Origin of the sequence: Streptomyces luteolifulvus (assembly GCF_008806595.1) — a bacterium.
Taxonomy (GTDB): domain Bacteria; phylum Actinomycetota; class Actinomycetes; order Streptomycetales; family Streptomycetaceae; genus Streptomyces; species Streptomyces luteolifulvus.
The window spans coordinates 1-19,675 of sequence record NZ_VZRB01000015.1 but is presented as its reverse complement, the minus strand read 5'-3'; the positions used below and the strand labels follow the sequence as shown (position 1 = coordinate 19,675).

Genomic DNA, 19,675 nt, shown 5'->3' with positions numbered 1-19,675 from the left:
CGGATTCGAGCTCCCCGCAGGGCGGCAGCGCACGAGCTCCTCCTATCCGACGGTGGTTCGGTGAAGCGGTACCAGGAAGCCGGAGCAACTGGTTTCGTGAGGCGTCGGGCACGGGCCCCCGGCGTGCGCGTCCGATGGGCGTGCTCAGATCGGCTGGGGTTCGAAGTCCCAGTAGGGGCGCCGGCGTTCGAGGATGTACCGGGTGTGCGGGTGGTCGGCGCCGAGCAGGGCGGTGAGCCGGGTGACCGCCTCCCGGTGCAGGGCGTCGGCCTCCTCGGGCCTGCCCAGGCCCGCGAGGTCGAGCGCCAGCCCGGCGCGCAGGCTGATCGTGAGGATGTGTGCCTCGCCGAGGACGCGGGCGGACCGGTCGGCGGCCTCCCGGCCCAGCTCGGCGGCGGCCTCGGACTCGCCGGCGGAGGCGAGCGCGGCCACGTCGTTCTTGGCGCAGCCGATGGCCCACGGATGGTCCGGGCCGACCGCCCGCGCCATCTGCCGCGTGGTGCGCCGGGACAGCTCCAGCGCCCCCCGGATTTCCCCCATGTCCCGCATCACGGTGGCGACGTTGTCCCGCGCCCCGATCGCGTACGGGTGGCCGTCGCCGAGCTGGGCCGCGTACTGCGCGGCGGTGTTCTCGGCCAGCTCCCTGGCCTCCTCCGTGCGGTCCAGGTCGCGCAGCAGCATCGCGTAGTCGCAGGAGACCATCAGCGTCTCCGGGTGCGCCGCTCCACGGCGGCGCAGCAGCTTGTCCCGGACGCCGCGCATCAGGGCGTGCGCGAACTGGAGGTCGCCGACGCGGCGGGAGCACAGGGCGAGATTGTGCTCGGCGAGCAGGGTCTGGCTGTGGGTGCGGTCCAGGATCTGGCTGTGGACGCGGGAGTTGTGGCCCTGGATGGCCAGCGCCTCGCGGTAGTTGCCGAGCAGTCGCAGCATCCAGGCCGAGTGGAGTGCCGAGTTGAGGGTGAGCGCGTTCTTGCCGCCGAGGAGCTCCACCCGGGCCTCGAAGACCCTGCGGTGCAGGGCGAGGGACTCGGCGTAATGGCCCTGGAGGCCGAGGGCGACGGCGAGGTTGCTGCGGATGGTGAGGGTGCGCGGTACGTGTTCGTCGCCGAGTTCCGCGGCGGCGCTCTCGGCGGCCTCCTCGAACAGGGTGCGCGCCTCGGTGTACCGGCCGAGGGCCATGAGGGTGCCGCCGAGGCCGTCCTTGGCGCGGATCAGCTCGATCGGCCGGACGCCCTCGGCGCCGGTGAGCCGGCCGAGAGTCTCCCGGCCGACCTTCTCCGCCTCCGTGTAACGGCCCAGCCGGCGCAGCATGTTGGCGAGCTGGTGCACGACGACGAGCACGGAGCGGTCGGTGTCCCCGGAGGTCCGGCGCCAGTGTTCGACGGCCCTGCGGCTGAGCGACCAGCCGTCGTCGTACTCTCCCCGCATCCGCAGGTACTCGACACAGTTGAGGACGAGTTCGCGCACGTCGTCGTCGGCGGACTCCAGGGCGCCGGAGGGTGCCAGGTGCGGGATGAGCGTGGCGTAGCGGGCCCAGTTGCCCGGCGAGGAGGAGTCGCGCGGGTCGGCGGAGACCAGGACCTTGCGGGCGGCCGCCGAGTAGCGCCCGGCGTCCTCGGGCGACTGGATGGACCGGACGAACCGGTGGAAGAGGCGGTGCATCCGCAGGGTGCCGACGGTCTGGGTGTCCAGGCGCGGGCCCTGTTCGTACTCGATCCGCATGGAGGTGATCTCGGACAGCCGGCGCAGGGCGGTGTTCCAGCTGCTGGGCTCGGCGATCAGATCGGCGAGACCGGGCGGCAGGTCGCCGTGCCGGGCCGTCTGCAGCAGCCGCACCGGGACGACGTCGGGCGAGAAGCAGACGAGCAGGTTGAGCAGGTGCCAGGCGGACTCGGAGCCGTCGCGCAGGGTGTTGACGAGTTTCGCCCAGGCGACCTCGAAGCTCTCCGGGTACTCGCCGGACGCCACCACGCCGAAGCGGTCCGGGCGGCCGTCCCGGATGTCCCGGATGTAGTCCTCGACGAGCGCGGCCGGGTTCTGGTCCAGCCAGGCGGCCGTCTGGTCCAGCAGCAGCGGCATGTCCTCGACGGCCTGGGCGAGCCGGCCCGCCTGGCCGTCGCTCAGCCGGTCCGTCCGGCGGGCGACGAACGCGACGCTCTCCCGGCGTTCGAAGACGGGTACGGCGAGGGTCTGGGCGTGGGCGCCCCACTCGCTGCGGTGCGTGGTGACCAGGACGTGGCCGCGCCCTTCGGGGAGGAGGTCGCGCAGCCGCGCGGGATCGCCGGCCCCGTCCAGGACGAGCAGCCAGGGGCGGGCGGTGCGGTCTAGTTCACGTCGTACGGCCTTGATGGTGCCCGCGAGGTCCCCGGCGTCCCGCACGTCGAGGTGCGGGGCGAGTTCGGCGAACTGCTGCCGGGCGGTGACGCGTTGGGCGGCGCTGATCCACCAGACGACGTCGTACTCACCGGCGAACCGGTGCACGTACTCCAGCGCCAGCTGGGTCTTGCCGAGGCCACCGGGGCCGAGCAGGGCCACGGCGGCGCCGTCGGGTCCGGCGGCGGAGAAGGCGCCGTACACCTTCTCCAGGAGTTCGGTGCGGCCGACGAAGCGGTGGTTGCGGCGCGGGGCCTGCCACACCTCCGGCGGATCGTCCGGGAAGCGGGGGCCGCGGCGCAGGTCGACCAGGGTGCCCGGCGCGGGTATCCCGGCGCACTCCAGGACCCTGCTGCGTGCCACCTCCGGCCTGAGACCGCGCAGTTCGACGGGGGCCAGGGCGATGACGGCGTCCGGCATGGGCCGGGCGGTGATGCTCACCGCGGCGATGCGCTCGTGGTGCTCCGGCAGCACCTGGCGCAGCACGTCGGCCCATGCCTCGAAGCGGCCGTGGCCCAGCCGCTCGTACCAGTCGTCGATGACGAGCAGGACTCGGCCCGGCGCGCTCAGCAGGTCGGTGAGGGCCTGGTCGGTCGGCAGGCGGCGCAGGGGATTCCACCGCACCAGGGTGGTGGCCCGTCCCGCTGCCTTGATCTGGTGGTCGATCCATTTGGCCCAGGACTCACTCTGCCCGGCGAAGACCACCGTGACGTGTCCGAGCTCCGCCACCATCTCGCTGTCCCCTCAGCCGAACCTGGTCACGACAGTGCACAGGTTATTCAATTGTGCGTCAAAACGACTCCAGGGGGGCCGGGTTGAGCGCGGGTCAGACTCCATCGCCCTCCGCTGCCGTCCGCTCCAGCCGGTGGGCGACATGCCGGACGATCCGTTCCAGGTCGGCGCAGTAGACGCTGGGATGGCGGAAGCCGCTGCCCGGCGCGTAGCGGTGCACGTAGTTCCCGCCCCCGCACACCGTGCCGACGGGGCAGTCCAGGCACTCCGGGGCCAGCGCGCGGCCGCCCAGCTGTCGTGCGACGACACCGGGATGGCGCAGGGCCAGGTCGAAGGAGTGCCGGAAGACGTCGAACCCGGTCTCCGCGGCGCCCTCGTACGCGGACCGGAGCGAGTCGACCTGCTCGATCGCGCCGTCCGTCTCGATCACCACGGCGGCCACCGGCGACAGCCCGACGGCCTCGGCACCGCTCGGCGCGCCCAGCAGCAGGGCCACGATCTCCTGGAACAGCCGTATCCGGGTGCGCAGCCGGCCCTCGTCCCACCAGACGTCGAAGACGCCGGCGAGCCAGTCCCCGTAGGGGGTGGGGCCGGGCCGGTGCCGGCCGGGCCGCCGCGGGTCGAGGCCCGGGGGCGGGTGCCCCCAGTTGGCGTGCGGGAGGAGGAAGTCCACACCGGGCGGGCGCAGTTCGAGCAGCGAGCGGTAGACGTCCACGGGGTCCGCGCGCAGATCGATGGTGCAGAGGATTCCGGCGTACGACCCCGGATGCGCCGCCAGCCGCAGGGCTGCCGCCCGGGCGGCGGGCCAGGCGGGGCGCCCGGCGTGGTCGACCCGGCGGGCGTTGTGGGCGGCGCGGCCGCCGTCGAGACTGAGGCCGACCCGGATCCCGGCCCCGGCGAGCAGGTCGAGGGTGGGGGCGGTCAGACGGGTGCCGTTGCTCTGGACGGTGGCGGTGACCCGGCAGCCCGCGGGGACGGCCTCGCGTACGGCGCGGGCGTAGGCCAGGACGGGGGCGGGGCCGGCGAGCAGCGGTTCGCCGCCGTGGAGTTCTATGCGGATGTCGTCGAGCCCGTGCGTGCGGACATGCTCGGCGATCCGCGCCGCGGTGTGCCGCACGGTGCGGCCCGGCACCCGGACCGGGCGCTCGCGCCAGCTGTGGTCCCGGCCCCGGTAGAGGTAGCAGTACGTGCAGTCCAGGTTGCAGCGGCTGTGCACCTTCAGCACGAACTGACGGAAGGGGACGGGGTCGTGGCCGGAGGTGTCGAGCAGCGCGTGGGGCCATGTCGGGTGCGCCGGCCGGTGCGGGTGCGTCGTCATGGCGCGTCCTCGTAGCGGGCGACGACGATGGACTCCCGGTCGCGGACACGGAGTTCGGCCAGGATGGCGGCCAATACCGGGTGGTCGGTGTGGTCGGGGCGGGGAATGTCCGGGAGGGGTGTGCGGGCGTCCTGGGCGGGGGCGGTCACTCGGTGGCCGTCTCGGGGTCCGGGCCGGAGGCGTGAGCGCCGCTGATCCGGTTCCGGGCTTCGTCCCGGCCCCGGAGGGCGTCGGCCAGCGCCTCGGGAACCTCGGCGTCCTCGGCGTACTCGGCTGCCCTGCCGTAGCACTCGAGCGCCTGCTCCAGGCGTGAGCGAGAGTGTGTGCGGTCGTGCAGGAACAGGAGCGTGGACCCCCGCCTGATCCAGCACTGCGCGAGGAACACCGGGTCGTCGGAGCCCCGGACGGCCTCGCCGAACAGCCACTCGGCCTCGTACAGGTCGGACAGGACGTGCTGGAAGGTGTAGCGCGTGAAATAGGCCAGCCCCAGGTCCGCCAGCCGCTCCGGGAGCCCGGGGTCCTCCGGCGGGGACTCGTCGATCGCGCGGCGCAGCAGCTCGACGGCCCTGCCGGCATCGCCGTGCGTCCCCTCGATCCGGGCCGTCTCGAAGAGGACCAGGCCGAACTCGGTCAGCACCGTCGGCCGCCTGGGATCGTCCTCGCCGAGCAGCCCTTCGGCCTGCGTCCATGCCTCGACGGCACGTCGCAGTTGGTCGAGGGACCCGGTTTCGTCGTACCGGGCCCGGTAGATCCGCGCGGCCCACGCATGACACTCGAAGCGCAGCGCATCGTCGTCGCCGGCGGCCGCGAGGGCCTGATCGACCGCGTACAGCAGCATGCGGCGCTCACGGCCGTCGCCGCGCAGGGGCTGCTGGATCTCGATGGCGGCCGCCGCGTCCAGCCACACCCGGCAGCGCTCGGCTGCCGGCAGCGCGCTCTCGTCGCCCACGGCCGCCAGGAAGTCCTCGGTGGCGAGTGTTGCCAGGTACTCCGCGTGCAGCCGGTCCAGGTCGACGACCGCCTCCACCCGCCCCCGCCCGAGGTGCTGCCGGGCCAGGGCGAGCCACAGCCGCCCCCGTACGACCCGAGCGCGCTCGGGCTCGGGAAAGGCCAGCCGTGCCCCCGCGGCCTCGGCCGCCCGGTGCAGATGAGCGACGTACCACTCCTCGGCGGTGAAGGGCGGCCCGGCACCTCCCCCGACCCCGGGACCCAGCTCCGCGACAGCCCGGCGCACCGCGGCCAGCGCCTCCGCCGCCGTCCGCCGACGGGCGAGCGCGTGGGGCGCCGTGTCGGCGTCGTGCAGGACCGTCGTCAGGTCCCGGTCCGCCAGATACAGCAGAAGCGCGCAGGCGTGGTCCTCGGGCCGGTCCGGGGCGGTCAGCGCCCAGTCCCGCACCCCGGCGGGCAGGCCCGCGAAGTCGATCCCGCTCGCGACCACCCCCTGGGCCTGGGCCCAGCTGACCAGGCCGAGGATCAGGCTCCCGCGTACGGTGACGGCGGCCGGTGCGGCGATCGCCTCCCCCGCCTCCCGGAGGTCCTCCCCCACCCCGCGGACCCGCCACCGGGCCAGCAGCGCGTTCGCCAGCTCCTCACCGGCGGACGTCCGCTGTTCCTGCGACCGGGCGACGTCGACCGCCTTGCGCAGATACTCCACCGCGGCGTCGAGTTCCCGGGTGAGGCCCTCCCCCAGGAACCGGCCGACGGCCTCCCGCCCCTTGCTGAGCAGCTCCCCCGCGGTCAGCCCGCGCTCCACCGGCACCGCCGGAAGCCGCGCCCCCAGATCCCGCAGCACCTCCGCCGACACCTCGGCGAACGCCCGCAGCCCGGCCGGCTCCCCCTCGCCCGCCGGACCGCCCGTCAGCGGCGACAGCTCGCCCCCGGGGGCGACCGCCCCGCGCAGGAACGCCCCCGCCAGCGCCGGGAAGTTGCGCACGCTGCGCCCGAACTTCCGCTCCACGTACTCGGAGCAGTGCTTGAACAGCAGCTCGACCTCGTCGACGGACAGCCGCTCGCGCAGCTCCCGGGCGACCCCCGGCAGGAAGTCGTACCGCACGGCCCGCGGGTCGTCCGGGTCCTCCCGGCGTCTGAGCAGCCCGCTGAGCAGCACCTCGGAGAGCACATCGGGCCCGCTCCCGGCGAGCATCGCGTGCTGGACCAGCTGCATCACCGGCAGGTACAGCGGCACCGCCGACAGATACACGGCGAGCCGGCGGGCCTCCGCGGACGCCGGGCGCCAGAACGCGCGGACGCGTTCCTCGCCGGTCAGCTCCTCGGCAGCCCGCACCGGCGCCCCGGACGCCGGATGGCCGGCGCGCACCCAGCCGGCCGCGGCGGCGAGCGACTGTCCGGTGGCGCCGGACACCAGCCGCGCCCAGCCCTCCACCGAGTCCCGGCGCAGCGCCAGCACCGGGACGGGCAGCGCACCACGCTCCGCGCGCCCCCGGTCGGGCAGGAACTCCAGCGCCCCCGCGGGTCCTTCCCTGCGGTGCAGAAGCCCGCGCCGGGCGGGCAGATGCGTGCGCAGCCACATGCGCTGCGGCAGCGGCTGTACGACGGCCACGGGCGCGGTCGCGGCCCAGCCGTGCAGCAGCCGCTGCACCCGGCCGCTGCGCCACATGGGCCCGGCGCAGTCGCTGAGCACCAGCGTCACGCGCCTCCCGGTCGGGTCCCTGAGCTGCTCGGGGGCGTGCAGCGGGCCCCGGGGGTCCGGACGGGCGGAGCAGCCGGGCAGACCGCCGGGGCTCTCGTGCAGATACCTCGTCTGTACCTCGCGGAAGGCGCCGGCCCGGGCGCAGACCTGCCACAGCTCGTCGAACGCCTGCTGCCAGACCACGGTGGAGGTGGAGACGTCCATCAGGAGCAGCAGCCGTGCCTCACGGCGTCGGTCGGGCCGCAGGACGGGCAGCACCAGCCCGGATTCGGCGGCCCGGTCGGCGGTGGCGTGTTCGTCGAGGGTGCGGGCCACGGGGCGGACGGGGGCCCGGTAGCGCTGGAGGGGGCGTAACCCCCGTTGCAGGGCGAGGGGTTCGGGCAGGGCGGGTGCGGAGGGGACCCGGACGGGTGTCATCCGGGTGCCGGAGCCGGTGCCGGAGTCGGAATCGTCGTCGCTGCCCGGACCGGGGGCGAACAGCCGGGCACCGTCAGCCTGTTGGGACTCCCGCGCACCCGAGGTGGCGCGGACCGGTCCGGACGGCTGGGGCAAGGAGCCGGTGCCGTCGCGGCGTTCGGGTTCGGGGCCCGCCGGATCGGGCACGGGCCGGGCCGTCCGCCCGTCGCCCGGCGGCAGCCAGCGGGCCAGCCACAGTGCGTCCGCGAGCTCCTCGACGCCCGGTGCGACACCCGCGTCGCGCAGCCGCGCGACCAGCGCCGTGAGCGCGTGGCTCACGTCGTCGGGCGGGGTGTCGGAAGCCGGTGCGGACATCGGTCACCGCGGCCCGCGGTCCAGGGGCTGCATCAGCAGCTCCGAGATCTCCTCGCGTCGCTCGGCCGCGTCCCGCGCGGCGTACTGGGCGAGGAAGATGGCGTTGAGCAGCTGGTCGGTGGGGCGCAGCGCGCCGTCCGCCTCGGCCTGGGTGAACTGGTCGACGAGGTCGCGGTTGTCGTCGTACGAGCCCTGCCCGAAGTGCGCCTGGACCAGGGCGGCGAGGCGCTCGTCGCGCGGGGCCTTCAGGTCGAGCGGGATGCAGCGGCGCAGCAGCGGGGCGGGGAACTCGCGCTCGCGGTTGCTGGTCATGACGACGAACGGGAAGGAGCGGCAGCTCACCTGACCGTTTGTCACGGCGACCCGGCGGCCGTCGTCGGTGAGGACCTCCACGACCGGGGCGCGGTCGGCGATCCGCTCCAGCTCGGGGATGGCGAACCTGCCCTCCTCCAGGACGTTCAGCAGATCGTTGGGGAGGTCGATGTCGCTCTTGTCGAGCTCGTCGATGAGCAGGACCCGGGGCTTTTCGGCGGCGAGCAGCGCGGTGCCGAGCGGGCCGAGCTTGATGTACCGGCCGATGTCCTCGGACTCGGAGTTCCCCGGCAGCTGCGCGTCCTGGAGGCGGCCGATGGCGTCGTAGGTGTAGAGCCCGTCCCGCAGTTCGCTGCGGGAGACGACCGGCCACTCCAGGACCCGGCCGAGGCCGAGTTCGTAGGCCACGGAGTGCGCGAGCGTCGACTTGCCGACGCCCGGTTCGCCGGTGACGAGCAGCGGGCGCCTCAGATACAGGGCGGCGTTGACGAGTTCGAGGGTGTCGGGGTCCTGGATGGGCAGGGGTACGGTGCGCGAGCCGAGCCTGCGGTGGGTGGCACGGTCGAGTTCCGGGACGTCGTAGTCGACGACCGGGGCGTCGAAGGAGCGCCACGGCGGCGGGTCCGGCAGCTCCCCGATCCTGGCCGGATCCGGACGTCCGGTCCCCCGGTAGATGTACCACTCGCTCATGGTGCGCTCCTCGCCGACGGTCGGTGGTAGTCCACGTCCTGGCCGACGGGGGCGTCGTGCGCCCGCAACGGGCCCCTGAGAATGTACCCAGGCAGGCCCTGCGGCACCGGCGTTTTCGGCCAGCGGGCGGTCGGGGGCGCGGGAGCGGTCACAGCGGCGCGTCCACGGTCCCGGTCTCCTCCGCGGGCAGCGGACGGCGTGGATCGTCGTACAGCAGTGCCATCGGCTCCGCCCAGGCGCCGTCGGCCCGCTGCTCGCTGATGTCCTGGCGGATGTGCCGCAGACGGTCCGGGAGTTCGGCCGGCGAGCCGAGGGCGCCGAGCAGTTCCTCGGCCTTGGCGTAGAGCGTGTCGCACGTTTCGGGGCAGGCGCGGGAGGTGTGCCCGTCGATGTGCCAGAGCGCGACGCCGTGACCGTTCTCCAGGGCGAGCCGCATGGCGCCGCGCCCCGGTTCGCGTCCGGCCGGGCGGCACATGACGGGGATGAGACCGAACGCGGCCTCCCGGTAGCTGCGGTCGGTGTGCACGGCGCCCCGCGCGGGTGTGCGCCAGCCGCCGAAGCGCTGCTCGGCCGCCATGGCCTGCCAGCGTTCGGCCCAGAGTTTGTCCGGATCTCCCCGGCGCTCCAGGGAGCGCAGCACGACACGGCGGCGCGCCCCCAGGTGCCCGGTGTCGTTCAGCTCGGCGATGTCGTCGAACCGCCAGCGGTGCACGGCGGTGTCGAAGTACTCGGCGGGCAGGGCGACTTCGAGCGGCACGGGGCAGCCCTCCCGGTCCTTGGCCCGCAGCAGTCTGCCCAGCGGCTCGCGCAGGGCCTGGACGAGCTCACCGGGCAGATGACCGCGGACGGAGCCGTCGGACTCGTACAGTTCGGGTTCGCCGTCCCCGGCGTCGAGCCAGATCTCCCAGAAGAACCGGGCGGGCTGCGAGCCGATCACCGGGTCGAGAAGGACGGCCACGGTGGGGCCCTCACCGGGGCCCGGGTAGGGGATCACGACGCGCTCCGGCCCGTCCTCGGAGGCGGGCCGCAGGGCGTCGGGAAGGGCGACGTCGCGGACGAGCGCGTGCAGTTCACGGCGCGGCTCCCGGCGCAGCCGCTTCTGTATCCATGCGCCGAGCGCGGCGCCGTCGCCGCCCCGGGAGCGGATGTACGACTCGACATACCTCAGGTAGCGCAGGAAGGTGAGGGCTTCCAGCGGATGCGCCCCTCGTAGAGCAGCCCGTACCCGTCGCGCCAGGTCAGCAGCTCGGGTGTGCCGCCCGGCCACTGCATGCCGCTGCGCGCCTGTCTCGCCAGGAGGGCGACGGTGGGCGCGTCGGGCGGCACGGGCAGGTCCGCAAGCAGTCCGAGCGCCTCGCGGCGGTCGGCGGGCGTCCACCGTTCGCCGCCGGTGCCCGCGCCGCCCTGCAGGTCGATCCAATTGTCCCCGGTCCCGGACACCGGCTCGGCGCCGTGCCAGCGGTCGTGGGCGGCCATGAGGGTGCGGTACACCGGCCCGAAGCGGCGCAGCGCGGAGATCGCCACCGCCTTCCCGCCGTCCTGCTCCTTGCGCCGCGACTTGATCAGCCCGACCACGGCACCGGTCTCCGGGTCGAGCAGCGGACCGCCCGAGACACCGCTCGGGAAGTCGATGTCGGGCTTGATGATCAGCCCGTACGTGTCCTCGTGGCCGTTGATCTCGGCGTCCACGATCCTGAAGTGCGTCTCGGGAGGTCCGGGGTAGTAACCGCACGCCTTGAGGGCCCCGGAGTGACGCGCGGCCCGGTCGGCGAGCCACACACACTCGTGCGCATGCTCGTCGGCGTCACCCGTCAGCCGCACCAGCGCCAGGTCCTCCTCCAGGGGTACGACGGGACGCCGTGGGTCGGTGAGCAGCCACTGCTCGAGCCGGGCCTCGGCGTCCACGCCCTCGCCGCGCACCCGGAACACGGTGTCGCGGTCCGCCGCCAGGTGGGGGCGCAGCACATGGGCGGCGGTCAGCACCCAGCCGGGCGCGACGAAGAAGCCGCTGCCCCACAGCGGGCCCGTGTCGGCCCCGGTGGGCAGAAGATGGACGGTCGCGGCCCGGACCAGTTCGTAGAGGCGGTCGTTCCGCTCAGTCATGCGCGGCCGGGTCCCCGTCGTCCTGTGCCGCGGGGCTGCGGTCGAACTGCCAGGTCAGCGTGACCTCCAGGGAGGCCTTGGCCTCACCCCGGGCGAGTACGGCGACCGCCAGGCCCTCCTTGGCGGTCAGCTCCACACCGAAGGTGATGGCGGCCTCGTGGGGCTTGGCCGTGCGGGCCGCGTCGAGGACGGTGGCGCCGACGCCCTTGATCAGCTCCTGGAGCTGTTCGATCTTGGCGACGGCGGCCTCGGTGAAACCCACGTCCTCCTGGTCGCCGTACGCGTCCCCCGCCCCGATCCGGGCGGTGATCACCGTACCGTCCGGAAGTTCGACATCCTGGATGTGACTCATCCCGCTCCCCCGTCGAGCTCTCCGCCGGCCGACCTGCCGTGACCGGCGCCCACTTGAACTGCGACGAGGCTCATACCCCACTTGGTTGCGGACGACGCACCCGACCCGCGCGGCGCGGGCGCCGAGTGCCACGGCCTACCCTGAGGGAGTAGGCCCCAGGGCTGTCCCGTCCGCATCAGGAGCAAGAGTTGTACTTCACCGACCGAGGCATCGAAGAACTGGAGAAGCGGCGCGGCGAGGAAGAGGTCACCTTCGAGTGGCTCGCCGAGCAGTTGCGGACGTTCGTCGACCTGAACCCGGACTTCGAGGTACCGGTGGAGCGACTGGCGACGTGGCTGGCGCGACTGGACGACGAGGACGAGGAGTAGGACGGGCTTTCCTGCGGGGGCGTCGGCGGGGGCCGTGTGCGGCGGCCGTCTCTTGCCGAGGCGTGAGTCGAGCGGGCGGGTCAAGGGCGCGGCAGAGCCCCAGCGCGCCGTGGGGCAGGAGGAGGGTGCGCCCCCCGCCGCGATCCAACCAGCGCTGCGGCGCCACAGGCACCCGGCCGCGGAGAGAGGACTCCCCCGCTGAGGGCCCGGATGGCCGCCCCTCTCTGTCCAGGCCTGTCAGTCGAGCGGGTGGGCCAGCAGATCCAGCTGGCGCTGGCGCGACAGGCACCCGGCCGCGGAGTGGACTCCCCCGCTGGGGAGCCCCGGCGACCGCCCCTCCTGCCGACGCCCGTCAGTCGACCGGATGGGCCAGGCCGTAGAAGAACCCCAGCGCACCGGGAGCCAGCCGGAGAACCCCCGCCGCAATCCAGCCAGCGCTGCAGCGCCGCACGCGCCCGGCCGCGGAGAGAGGACTCCCCCGCTGGGGAGCCCCGACGGCCGCACCTCCCTGCCGACGCCCGTCAATCGAGCGGATGGGCCAGGCCATAGAAGAACCCCAGCGCGCCATGGGCCAGCAGGAGCGCCCCCGCCGTGATCCAGCCGCCGCTGCGGCGCCGTAGGCCCCAGACCGTGACGGGGATGCCGGCCGCCATCTGGGCGAGGGCCAGGGTGCGGGCCTGGGGGCCACCCGTCCAGGGCCAGGGGACGTACGGGCCCGGTCGGCCGCCTGCTGCTGCGCCAGGTCCGGTGCGGAGCACCTCGCCCGGGTCGGGCCACTCGACGGCGTGGGCGTCCGGACGGCCCAGGGCCGTCTCGCGAAGGAGCTCCGGAGGTTCGCCCGGGGTGAGGCCGGCGGACAAGGACACGCCCGCGCGCGTGAGGACCGCGAGCAGACCGTGCAGACGGGCGCGGGCGTCGGCCTCCGCGTCCGGCTTCGTCAGCTCGTCCAGCGACTGTACGTCCAGGACCGGGTCGAGCCCGAGGCGGGCGGCGAAGGTACGCATGGCCTCGTCCTCGCCGGCCGGAGTGCCGTTCGCGAGCCAGACGTAGCCGACGGGGCGGCGGAAGCCGGACGCGAGCGTGAAGCCCGCGTGGTCGGCGTCCCACCACAGGGCGAGTACGGGCCAGGAAGCGCCGACGGCCAGAGCCGCGGCCCAGCCGGTGAGTACCTGGTCGACCGGTTCGCCACCGTGCAGCCAGGGCTTTCCCTCGGGCACGAGGGCACACCAGTCGTCACCCGCGCGCGCGAGCAGCATCCGCTCGCGCAGCAGCCGTGCGGCGGGGGCGACGGATTCGGGCGCGGCCCGGCACAGGAGCAGGGCGCCGGGGGCGGCACCGGCGGGTCCGGTACGGGCAGGTTCCGTCGACATAGTCACACGTTAGGGCGATCCACCCCCGTTTGAGCGTTTTCGCAGCCTCGACATCCCCGGAACGGGTGCCTTGACTTTCCCCGGCCGCGATATATCGTGAATAGCGGGAAGACGCGATATGGCGCGTCGCTACGGGGAGGTCGATCATGTCCGAGTGGTCCGTCACAGAGCCGAGGAAGCTCACGTTCGACGAGCCCGTGAAAGAGCTCCACGTACGCGTGGTCAACGGAACGGTGAACGTGGTGGGCACGGACGAGGGTTCCGCCCGCCTGGAGGTCTCCGAGATCGTGGGACCGCCCCTGGTCGTCACCCAGCAGGCCGGCACGCTCACCGTGGCGTACGACGACCTGCCCTGGAAGGGCTTCCTCAAGTGGCTCGACCGCAAGGGCTGGCGGCGCAGTGCCGTCGTCTCCCTGGCCGTGCCGGCCGACACCCGGGTCGAGGTGGGTGTGGTGGGCGCCGGCGCCGTCGTGTCCGGGCTGCGCGGACCCTCGGCGATCAAGGGGGTCACGGGCGACACGACCCTCGTCGCCGTCTCCGGCCCCGTCCGCGCGGACACCGTGTCGGGGAACCTGGAGGCCCAGGCGGTCACCGGCGACCTCCGGTTCAACTCCGTCTCCGGGGACCTCACCGTCGTCGAGGGCGCGGGCTCCTCCGTGCGGGCCGACTCGGTCAGCGGCTCCATGATCGTCGACCTCGATCCGGACGGCCCCACCGACATCAGCCTGACCAGCGTCTCCGGCGAGATCGCCATCCGGCTGCCCGCCCCGGCGGACGCCGAGGTCGAGGCGAACACCGCGAGCGGCACGATCTCCAACGCCTTCGACGGTCTGCGGGTGCACGGCCAGTGGGGCGCCCACAAGATCACCGGCCGTCTGGGGGCGGGCACCGGCAGACTGCGCGCAACGACCGTCTCCGGCTCCATCGCCCTCCTGCGCCGGCCGCCGGCCGAGGACGAGCAGGAGCAGCGGGACACCGGGGACCCCGGTTCGCGGGAGAATGCCGTCTCCGGTCCGGGCGGCGGTTCGACCAGCACCCCGGCCGACGGCACGACCGACAAGAAGGTGCTCTGACATGCCCCCCGTCTTCGCCCACGGACGCCTCCGCCTCTACCTGCTGAAGCTGCTCGACGAGGCCCCGCGCCACGGCTACGAGGTGATCCGGCTCCTGGAGGAGCGCTTCCAGGGGCTGTACGCGCCCTCGGCGGGCACCGTGTACCCGCGACTGGCCAAGCTGGAGGCCGAGGGCCTGGTCACGCACACCACCGAGGGCGGCCGCAAGGTGTACGCCATCACCGACCTGGGCCGCGAGGAACTGGCCGACCGCAGCGGCGAACTGGCCGACCTGGAACTGGAGATCCGCGAGTCGGTCGCCGAACTCGCCGCCGAGATCCGGGCCGATGTGCGTGGCGCGGCGGGCGACCTGCGGCGCGAGATGCGGGCGGCGGCCAGCGAGGCCCGGCGCAATGGGACCAGGGCCGGCGGCGAACAAGACTCCCCCTTCGGGGACTTCACCGATCGGGACGAGAAGGAGGCGTGGCGCGCCGCCAAGGAGGAGATGCGCCGCGTCAAGCAGGAGTGGAAGGAGCAGGCCCGGCGCGCCAAGGACGAGAGCCGGCGGGCCCGCGAGGAGGCCCAGCGGGCCAGGCGCCAGGCCAAGGAGGCACAGGACCGGGCCCGGGCCCAGGCACAGGAGGAGATGCAGCGCATCGCCCGGCGGGTTCAGGAGCAGGTGCAGGACCACTTCTCGCGGGGCGACTGGCCGACGGGCGTGCGCGAGGGGCTGACCGAACTCGCCAAGGAGTTCGGCGAGTTCGGAAGGGACTACGGCAAGGAGTTCGGAAAGGACTTCGGCTTTGCACGCGGCGGCGCCGAGAAGCAGGCCTCACGGCCGGACTACTCGCACACCCCGCAGGACTTCCCGGCCGAGTACGAACCGGCCTGGGCCCACGAGAGCGCGGATCCCTCCGGTGACCCGGCACGCGATCTGGACCGCCTGCTCGACCGCTTCCGTGACGACATCCGCGATGCGGCCCGCGATCACGGGGTCACAGCCGACCAACTCCGCGAGGCCCGCCGCCATCTGTCGTCGGCGGCGGCTCATATCGGGGCGCTGCTGCGTGCACCCAAGGCCTGAGCCTCTGGGGGCTCGGACTGGGCGCCAGGCTAAAGTGCTCGGGCGATTCGTCTGAGCGGCGGATGCGGGTGGCCTGCAACAGGTCGCCCCCACGCGGCGGGCCCGCACACTGGCACAGCCCCGCATCTCAGGGGTGCTGTCGCCAGCGCCCGATGGCGCGGCCCGCGACCACGGCGCCACACGCGAACAACTCGGCGAGGCCCGCCGCCTGGCGAAACAGCTCGGGCGATTCGACCGAGCGGCGGACGCGGGCCGCCTGCAACAGGTCGCCCCCCACGCAGCGGACCCCCACACCGGTACAGCCCCGCACCCCCGGGGGTTGCCCCTCGCGGCCGTTCCGTTCAAAGCATTCAGCCTGCCTTTGCCTCCCCCTCCCCGTACAGCAGCTGTGTCAGGGAGCTGTGTGTCACCCCGTGGTCGGCCAGGGTCTCCGCGGGGACGCCGGGGCGGAGCGTCAGGGCCAGGAGGATGTGTTCGTCACCGATGGCCCGTTCTCGGCGCGCCAGGGCGACGCGCAGCGTTGCGGTGAGGAGGTCCTTGGCCCCGCGGCTGAACGGCCGCCGCCCGGACCGTCCCCCGAAGAGGGCGCCCCGGCCCACGGCCCCCAACGCCCCTTCGCCGTGCGCCTCCTCGACCCGGGACACGATCTCCGCCAGGTCGATGCCCAGCCCGGACAGGGCATCCGCGTCGGCCTTGGAGAGGCCGCCACGGCGGCGGGCCTCGGCCAGGTCGCGCACCAGCGCCTCCCGCCCGCCGGGCGGCAGACCCAGCGAGGCCAGCGCGAACGATCCGCGAGTGCCCTCACGGTCGAGCAGCGAGAGCAGTACATGCGTCTCCTCGACCCGCTCCGCGCCCTCCCGCTCGGCATGCCCCACCGCGCCCTCGACCACGGCACGGGCGTCCTTCGTGAACCGTTCGAACATCACTGCCTCCCGTACTTCTTGTGCACGGCCTGCCTGCTCACACCGAGTTCCGCGGCGATCTCCTGCCACGACCAGCCCTGGTTGCGCGCACTGCGCACCTGCACGGCCTCCAGCTGCTCCAGCAGCCTGCGCAGCGCGGCCACGGCACGCAGCCCGACCCGGGGGTCGCGGTCTCCCGCACGCTCAGCGAGATCCGTTGCTTCGGTCATGACGTCAACCTACGTTGACAAGCCCGAACCTGTCAACCACGGTTGACATGCGGCAAACGGCATACGGCATGCGACATGCCGTATACGGCAACAGCCGGCCCGGGAACCGGACCGGCCGCGAGGAAGCCTTGAGGAGGGCCTGGGCAGGCCGACAGTAACCGCTACACGTTCGACAGCACGATCTTGCCGAACTGGTCCCCTGCAGCCAGCCGTTCGAAGCCCTCCCGGGCCCGGTCCAGCGGCAGCACCTCGTCGATGACGGGACGTACGCCGGTCGCGGCGCAGAAGGACAGCAGGTCCTCCAGCTCGTCCTTCGTGCCCATCGTGGAGCCGACGACCTTCAGCTCCAGGAAGAAGATGCGGGTCAGTTCGGCGTGCGAGGGCCGGTCACCGCTCGTGGCGCCGGAGATCACCAGCGTGCCGCCGGGCCGCAGGGACTTCACCGAGTGCGACCAGGTCGCCGCGCCGACGGTCTCGATGACGGCGTCCACCCGCTGCGGCAGCCGCGCACCCGGCTCCACCGCCTCCACCGCGCCCAGTTCCAGGGCCCGCTTCCGCTTCGCCTCGTCCCGGCTGGTCGCGAAGACCCGCAGCCCCGCCGCCTTCCCGAGCACAATGGCCGCCGTCGCGACACCACCGCCGGCCCCCTGAACGAGAACGGAATCACCGGGGCGTACACCGGCGTTCGTGAAGAGCATCCGATACGCCGTCAGCCAGGCCGTGGGCAGACAGGCGGCCTCCGCGAAGGAGAGCTCCTTGGGCTTCGGAAGGATGTTCCACGTCGGTACGGCGACCTGCTCGGCGAAGGTGCCCTGGTAGCGCTCGGTAAGGATGGAACGGGGTTCCCTGGGACCTACGCCGTGACCGGTCTGGCCGATGACGGAGTGCAGGACGACCTCGTTGCCGTCCTCGTCCACGCCGGAAGCGTCGCAGCCGAGGATCATCGGCAGCCGGTCCTCGGGGAGGCCGACGCCGCGCAGGGACCAGAGGTCGTGATGGTTGAGGGAGGCGGCCTTGACGTCGACGACGCTCCAGCCGGCCCGGGCCTCGGGAGCCGGACGCTCCCCCAGTTCGAGGCCGGTCAGCGGCTGGTCGCGGTCGATTCGGGCGGCGTAGGCAGCGAACATGACCTTGACGATAGGCTCCGCCGGCTGCACGGGGAACAACGGAGCTCTGTGACACATGCCCTCTTGCCTCGGGCACCGGGCGGGGCCTCGCCCTCGGACGCCGGACGGGCCGTACACCTGACGTCCACCCCCAAAGTCACCCGAACGGACCGGTGGGCGGGTAAAGGAATGGCCCCGCCCAGATGGACGGGGCCAAATGGGCGGGGCCATTCACACGTCGGAGCACCTCACCTCACCGGCGAGCGACACCCTCCGCCCGCGCAGCCGCGGCCACCGCCGCCGTCACCGCGGGAGCGACCCGCTCGTCGAAGGGGGACGGGATGACGTAGTCAGCGGCAAGATCATCGCCGACGACCGCCGCCAACGCCTCCGCCGCCGCGATCTTCATGCCCTCGGTGATCCGGGAGGCCCGCACCTGGAGCGCACCCGCGAAGATCCCCGGGAACGCCAGCACGTTGTTGATCTGGTTCGGGAAGTCCGACCGCCCGGTCGCGACGACCGCCGCGTACTTGTGCGCCACGTCCGGGTGCACCTCGGGGTTCGGGTTGGCCATGGCGAAGACGAAGGCGCCCTCCGCCATCGAGGCCACCGCCGGCTCCGGCACCGTACCGCCGGAGACGCCGATGAAGACGTCGGCGCCCTGCAGTGCCGTCTCCAGCGACCCGGTGATCCCGGCCTTGTTGGTGAAGCCGGCCAGTTCCCGCTTGACGGGCGTGAGGTCATCCCGGTCGGCGGACACGATGCCCTTGCGGTCGGCGACGGCGACGTCCCCGATCCCGGCCCCGACCAGCATCTTCGCGATGGCGACACCGGCCGCGCCGGCGCCCGAGATCACCGCGCGCAGGTCCCCGAGGCCCCGCCCGGTCAGCTTCGCCGCGTTCCGCAGCGCCGCCAGCGTGACGACCGCCGTACCGTGCTGGTCGTCGTGGAAGACGGGAATGTCCAGCCGCTCCTGGAGCTTTTTCTCGACCTCGAAGCACCGCGGCGCCGAGATGTCCTCCAGGTTGACGCCGCCGAAGGACGGCGCGAGGCGCACCACGGTCTCGACGATCTCGTCGACCTCGGTGCAGGCCAGGGCGATCGGGACGGCGTCCACGCCGCCGAACTGCTTGAAGAGGATCGCCTTCCCCTCCATCACCGGAAGGGAGGCTTCGGGGCCGATGTCCCCGAGTCCGAGCACCGCCGTACCGTCCGTCACGACGGCGACGACCGACGACTTCCATGTGTAGTCGTGGACGAGGTCGGGCTGCTCGGCGATCGCGCTGCACACTTTCGCGACGCCGGGCGTGTACGCCAGGGACAGGTCGTCCTTGTCGCGGACCGGCACGGTGGCCTGCACAGCCATCTTGCCGCCGCGGTGCAGCGCGAACGCCGGATCGAAGGAATCGAGGGGCTCGGCCCCGTCCTGATCCGAACTGTCGTTGTCGCTGCGAGGATTGACGATCTCCGCTGCCACTTGTCTTACCCCTTAGGTCTTCATGGTTGAGGGTGGCCACTCCTGGTTGAGAAGTGGGCGGGCACCGCGCACGGCCCAGGTCGTGTTACGTAAGGGACATACGCGACGGGCGCGCCGCACACGCGCCCTGAGCCCCGGATGAGGGGTGTAAAGAACCTTCTTACCGGACGGACTGCGCCGGGACGAGTCCAATACGTGCAAGGTCACATTCCGGAGCGCGACGGTCGCATAGCGGTGACACGAATCATGAGCAGATATCTGGACAAGTCCGCGACGAGCACTTGACGAAGATTCAACCAACACCCAAACAGTCGCAAACGATCCGAATCGAACATCCATATCCTGAGATGGACCGCAGATCTTCCGGCCCGAGGGGCAGATTCCCGCAGAAGGTGCGGTCGTGATGTACCGACCTGGTGTGGTTCGGGGGTCACCCGTTATCCGATTTTGACATGTCGGGTCCCCTGAATGGCTTCGTCCGAATGGCAAGATGCCGTAATCACACGAGGTCGCCACACTCGAAGGTGTGTGTTCTCGTCAACCCAACGGCAACCGTCGACCCCTCGGCGGCTGCTCAGCCCCATCGGCAACTCCACCCATCCGCCGGAGGAACCCACCATGACCGCAAGCACCACCCGTCGTACCACCGCCGCGCGCTCCCGGATTGCCGCGGTCGGTGCGATCGCGGTCGCAGGCGCGCTGCTGCTCACCGCCTGCGGTGACCAGACGGACCAGGGCAGCAGTGACAGTACGTCGGAGGCGAGCGCCGCGGCGCCGCTGGCCGA

16 protein-coding genes are annotated in these 19,675 nt (G+C 72.9%); 3 read left to right on the top strand and 13 right to left on the bottom strand.

All coding sequences use genetic code 11. The annotated features are described in order from the left end of the window. Window positions 1–144 precede the first annotated feature (144 nt). From fxsT to F7R91_RS21565, 8 genes are all read right to left on the bottom strand, one after another. A complete protein-coding gene (fxsT, locus tag F7R91_RS21595) occupies window positions 145–3,105 on the bottom strand; it encodes an FxSxx-COOH system tetratricopeptide repeat protein (protein WP_150950737.1) in 2,961 nt (986 codons plus the stop codon). A gap of 94 nt (window positions 3,106–3,199) precedes the next feature. Then, complete coding sequence (locus tag F7R91_RS21590; protein ID WP_150950736.1) at window positions 3,200–4,423, bottom strand: FxsB family cyclophane-forming radical SAM/SPASM peptide maturase; 1,224 nt, start codon at window positions 4,421–4,423, stop codon at window positions 3,200–3,202. After that, complete coding sequence (locus tag F7R91_RS42110; protein WP_161070013.1) at window positions 4,420–4,572, bottom strand: hypothetical protein; 153 nt, start codon at window positions 4,570–4,572, stop codon at window positions 4,420–4,422. Before F7R91_RS42110 ends, F7R91_RS21590 begins: the two co-directional genes overlap by 4 nt. After that, entirely contained in the window at window positions 4,569–7,844 is a 3,276-nt protein-coding gene (locus F7R91_RS21585; protein ID WP_150950735.1) for an SAV_2336 N-terminal domain-related protein, read from the bottom strand. The genes F7R91_RS42110 and F7R91_RS21585 overlap by 4 nt, the downstream gene beginning before the upstream one ends. 3 nt (window positions 7,845–7,847) lie before the next feature. Continuing rightward, window positions 7,848–8,846, bottom strand: a complete 999-nt coding sequence (locus F7R91_RS21580; protein WP_150950734.1) for an AAA family ATPase — start codon at window positions 8,844–8,846, stop codon at window positions 7,848–7,850. 148 nt (window positions 8,847–8,994) lie between these two features. After that, window positions 8,995–10,113: a VMAP-C domain-containing protein gene (locus F7R91_RS21575; protein ID WP_150950733.1), complete on the bottom strand. Its 1,119-nt coding sequence runs from the start codon at window positions 10,111–10,113 to the stop codon at window positions 8,995–8,997. Beyond that, a complete protein-coding gene (locus F7R91_RS21570; protein ID WP_150950732.1) occupies window positions 10,011–10,949 on the bottom strand; it encodes a S1 family peptidase in 939 nt (312 codons plus the stop codon). The genes F7R91_RS21575 and F7R91_RS21570 overlap by 103 nt, the downstream gene beginning before the upstream one ends. After that, a complete protein-coding gene (locus F7R91_RS21565; protein WP_150950731.1) occupies window positions 10,942–11,301 on the bottom strand; it encodes a CU044_2847 family protein in 360 nt (119 codons plus the stop codon). The genes F7R91_RS21570 and F7R91_RS21565 overlap by 8 nt, the downstream gene beginning before the upstream one ends. Before the next feature lie 188 nt (window positions 11,302–11,489). Here F7R91_RS21565 and F7R91_RS21560 point away from each other — a divergent pair, with 188 nt between their 5' ends. After that, window positions 11,490–11,669: a DUF6104 family protein gene (locus F7R91_RS21560; RefSeq protein WP_023586593.1), complete on the top strand. Its 180-nt coding sequence runs from the start codon at window positions 11,490–11,492 to the stop codon at window positions 11,667–11,669. Window positions 11,670–12,190: 521 nt separating this feature from the next. Here F7R91_RS21560 and F7R91_RS21555 read toward each other — a convergent pair. Further along, on the bottom strand, window positions 12,191–13,039 hold the full coding sequence (locus F7R91_RS21555; RefSeq protein WP_150950730.1) for a hypothetical protein: 849 nt from the start codon (window positions 13,037–13,039) through the stop codon (window positions 12,191–12,193). Window positions 13,040–13,185: 146 nt separating this feature from the next. Between F7R91_RS21555 and F7R91_RS21550 the strand changes: the two genes are divergently transcribed. Both F7R91_RS21550 and F7R91_RS21545 read left to right on the top strand, forming a co-directional pair. Beyond that, entirely contained in the window at window positions 13,186–14,112 is a 927-nt protein-coding gene (locus F7R91_RS21550; RefSeq protein ID WP_150950729.1) for a DUF4097 family beta strand repeat-containing protein, read from the top strand. A gap of 1 nt (window position 14,113) precedes the next feature. Beyond that, on the top strand, window positions 14,114–15,175 hold the full coding sequence (locus F7R91_RS21545; RefSeq protein ID WP_150950728.1) for a PadR family transcriptional regulator: 1,062 nt from the start codon (window positions 14,114–14,116) through the stop codon (window positions 15,173–15,175). Window positions 15,176–15,525: 350 nt separating this feature from the next. Here F7R91_RS21545 and F7R91_RS21540 read toward each other — a convergent pair whose 3' ends face one another. The 4 genes from F7R91_RS21540 to F7R91_RS21525 all read right to left on the bottom strand — a co-directional run bounded on the left by F7R91_RS21540 (window position 15,526) and on the right by F7R91_RS21525 (window position 18,890). Then, window positions 15,526–16,098, bottom strand: a complete 573-nt coding sequence (locus F7R91_RS21540; RefSeq protein WP_150950727.1) for a Clp protease N-terminal domain-containing protein — start codon at window positions 16,096–16,098, stop codon at window positions 15,526–15,528. Next, window positions 16,098–16,307, bottom strand: a complete 210-nt coding sequence (locus tag F7R91_RS21535) for a helix-turn-helix domain-containing protein (RefSeq protein WP_018571396.1) — start codon at window positions 16,305–16,307, stop codon at window positions 16,098–16,100. The genes F7R91_RS21540 and F7R91_RS21535 overlap by 1 nt, the downstream gene beginning before the upstream one ends. 161 nt (window positions 16,308–16,468) lie before the next feature. Beyond that, window positions 16,469–17,434 (bottom strand): zinc-binding dehydrogenase, encoded by a 966-nt coding sequence (locus F7R91_RS21530; protein ID WP_150950726.1) that lies wholly within the window; start codon window positions 17,432–17,434, stop codon window positions 16,469–16,471. 232 nt (window positions 17,435–17,666) lie between these two features. Next, window positions 17,667–18,890 (bottom strand): NAD(P)-dependent malic enzyme, encoded by a 1,224-nt coding sequence (locus F7R91_RS21525; RefSeq protein ID WP_150950725.1) that lies wholly within the window; start codon window positions 18,888–18,890, stop codon window positions 17,667–17,669. Between the last annotated feature and the right edge of the window lie 785 nt (window positions 18,891–19,675).

Excerpts from the sequence above, each read along its gene's own strand:
- fxsT (WP_150950737.1), bottom strand. The coding sequence starts at position 3,105 with ATGGTGGCGGAGCTCGGACACGTCACGGTGGTCTTCGCCGGGCAGAGT.
- F7R91_RS21590 (WP_150950736.1), bottom strand. The coding sequence starts at position 4,423 with ATGACGACGCACCCGCACCGGCCGGCGCACCCGACATGGCCCCACGCG.
- F7R91_RS21585 (WP_150950735.1), bottom strand. The coding sequence starts at position 7,844 with ATGTCCGCACCGGCTTCCGACACCCCGCCCGACGACGTGAGCCACGCG.
- F7R91_RS21580 (WP_150950734.1), bottom strand. The coding sequence starts at position 8,846 with ATGAGCGAGTGGTACATCTACCGGGGGACCGGACGTCCGGATCCGGCC.
- F7R91_RS21570 (WP_150950732.1), bottom strand. The coding sequence starts at position 10,949 with ATGACTGAGCGGAACGACCGCCTCTACGAACTGGTCCGGGCCGCGACC.
- F7R91_RS21565 (WP_150950731.1), bottom strand. The coding sequence starts at position 11,301 with ATGAGTCACATCCAGGATGTCGAACTTCCGGACGGTACGGTGATCACC.
- F7R91_RS21555 (WP_150950730.1), bottom strand. The coding sequence starts at position 13,039 with ATGTCGACGGAACCTGCCCGTACCGGACCCGCCGGTGCCGCCCCCGGC.
- F7R91_RS21550 (WP_150950729.1), top strand. The coding sequence starts at position 13,186 with ATGTCCGAGTGGTCCGTCACAGAGCCGAGGAAGCTCACGTTCGACGAG.
- F7R91_RS21545 (WP_150950728.1), top strand. The coding sequence starts at position 14,114 with ATGCCCCCCGTCTTCGCCCACGGACGCCTCCGCCTCTACCTGCTGAAG.
- F7R91_RS21540 (WP_150950727.1), bottom strand. The coding sequence starts at position 16,098 with ATGTTCGAACGGTTCACGAAGGACGCCCGTGCCGTGGTCGAGGGCGCG.
- F7R91_RS21535 (WP_018571396.1), bottom strand. The coding sequence starts at position 16,307 with ATGACCGAAGCAACGGATCTCGCTGAGCGTGCGGGAGACCGCGACCCC.
- F7R91_RS21530 (WP_150950726.1), bottom strand. The coding sequence starts at position 17,434 with ATGTTCGCTGCCTACGCCGCCCGAATCGACCGCGACCAGCCGCTGACC.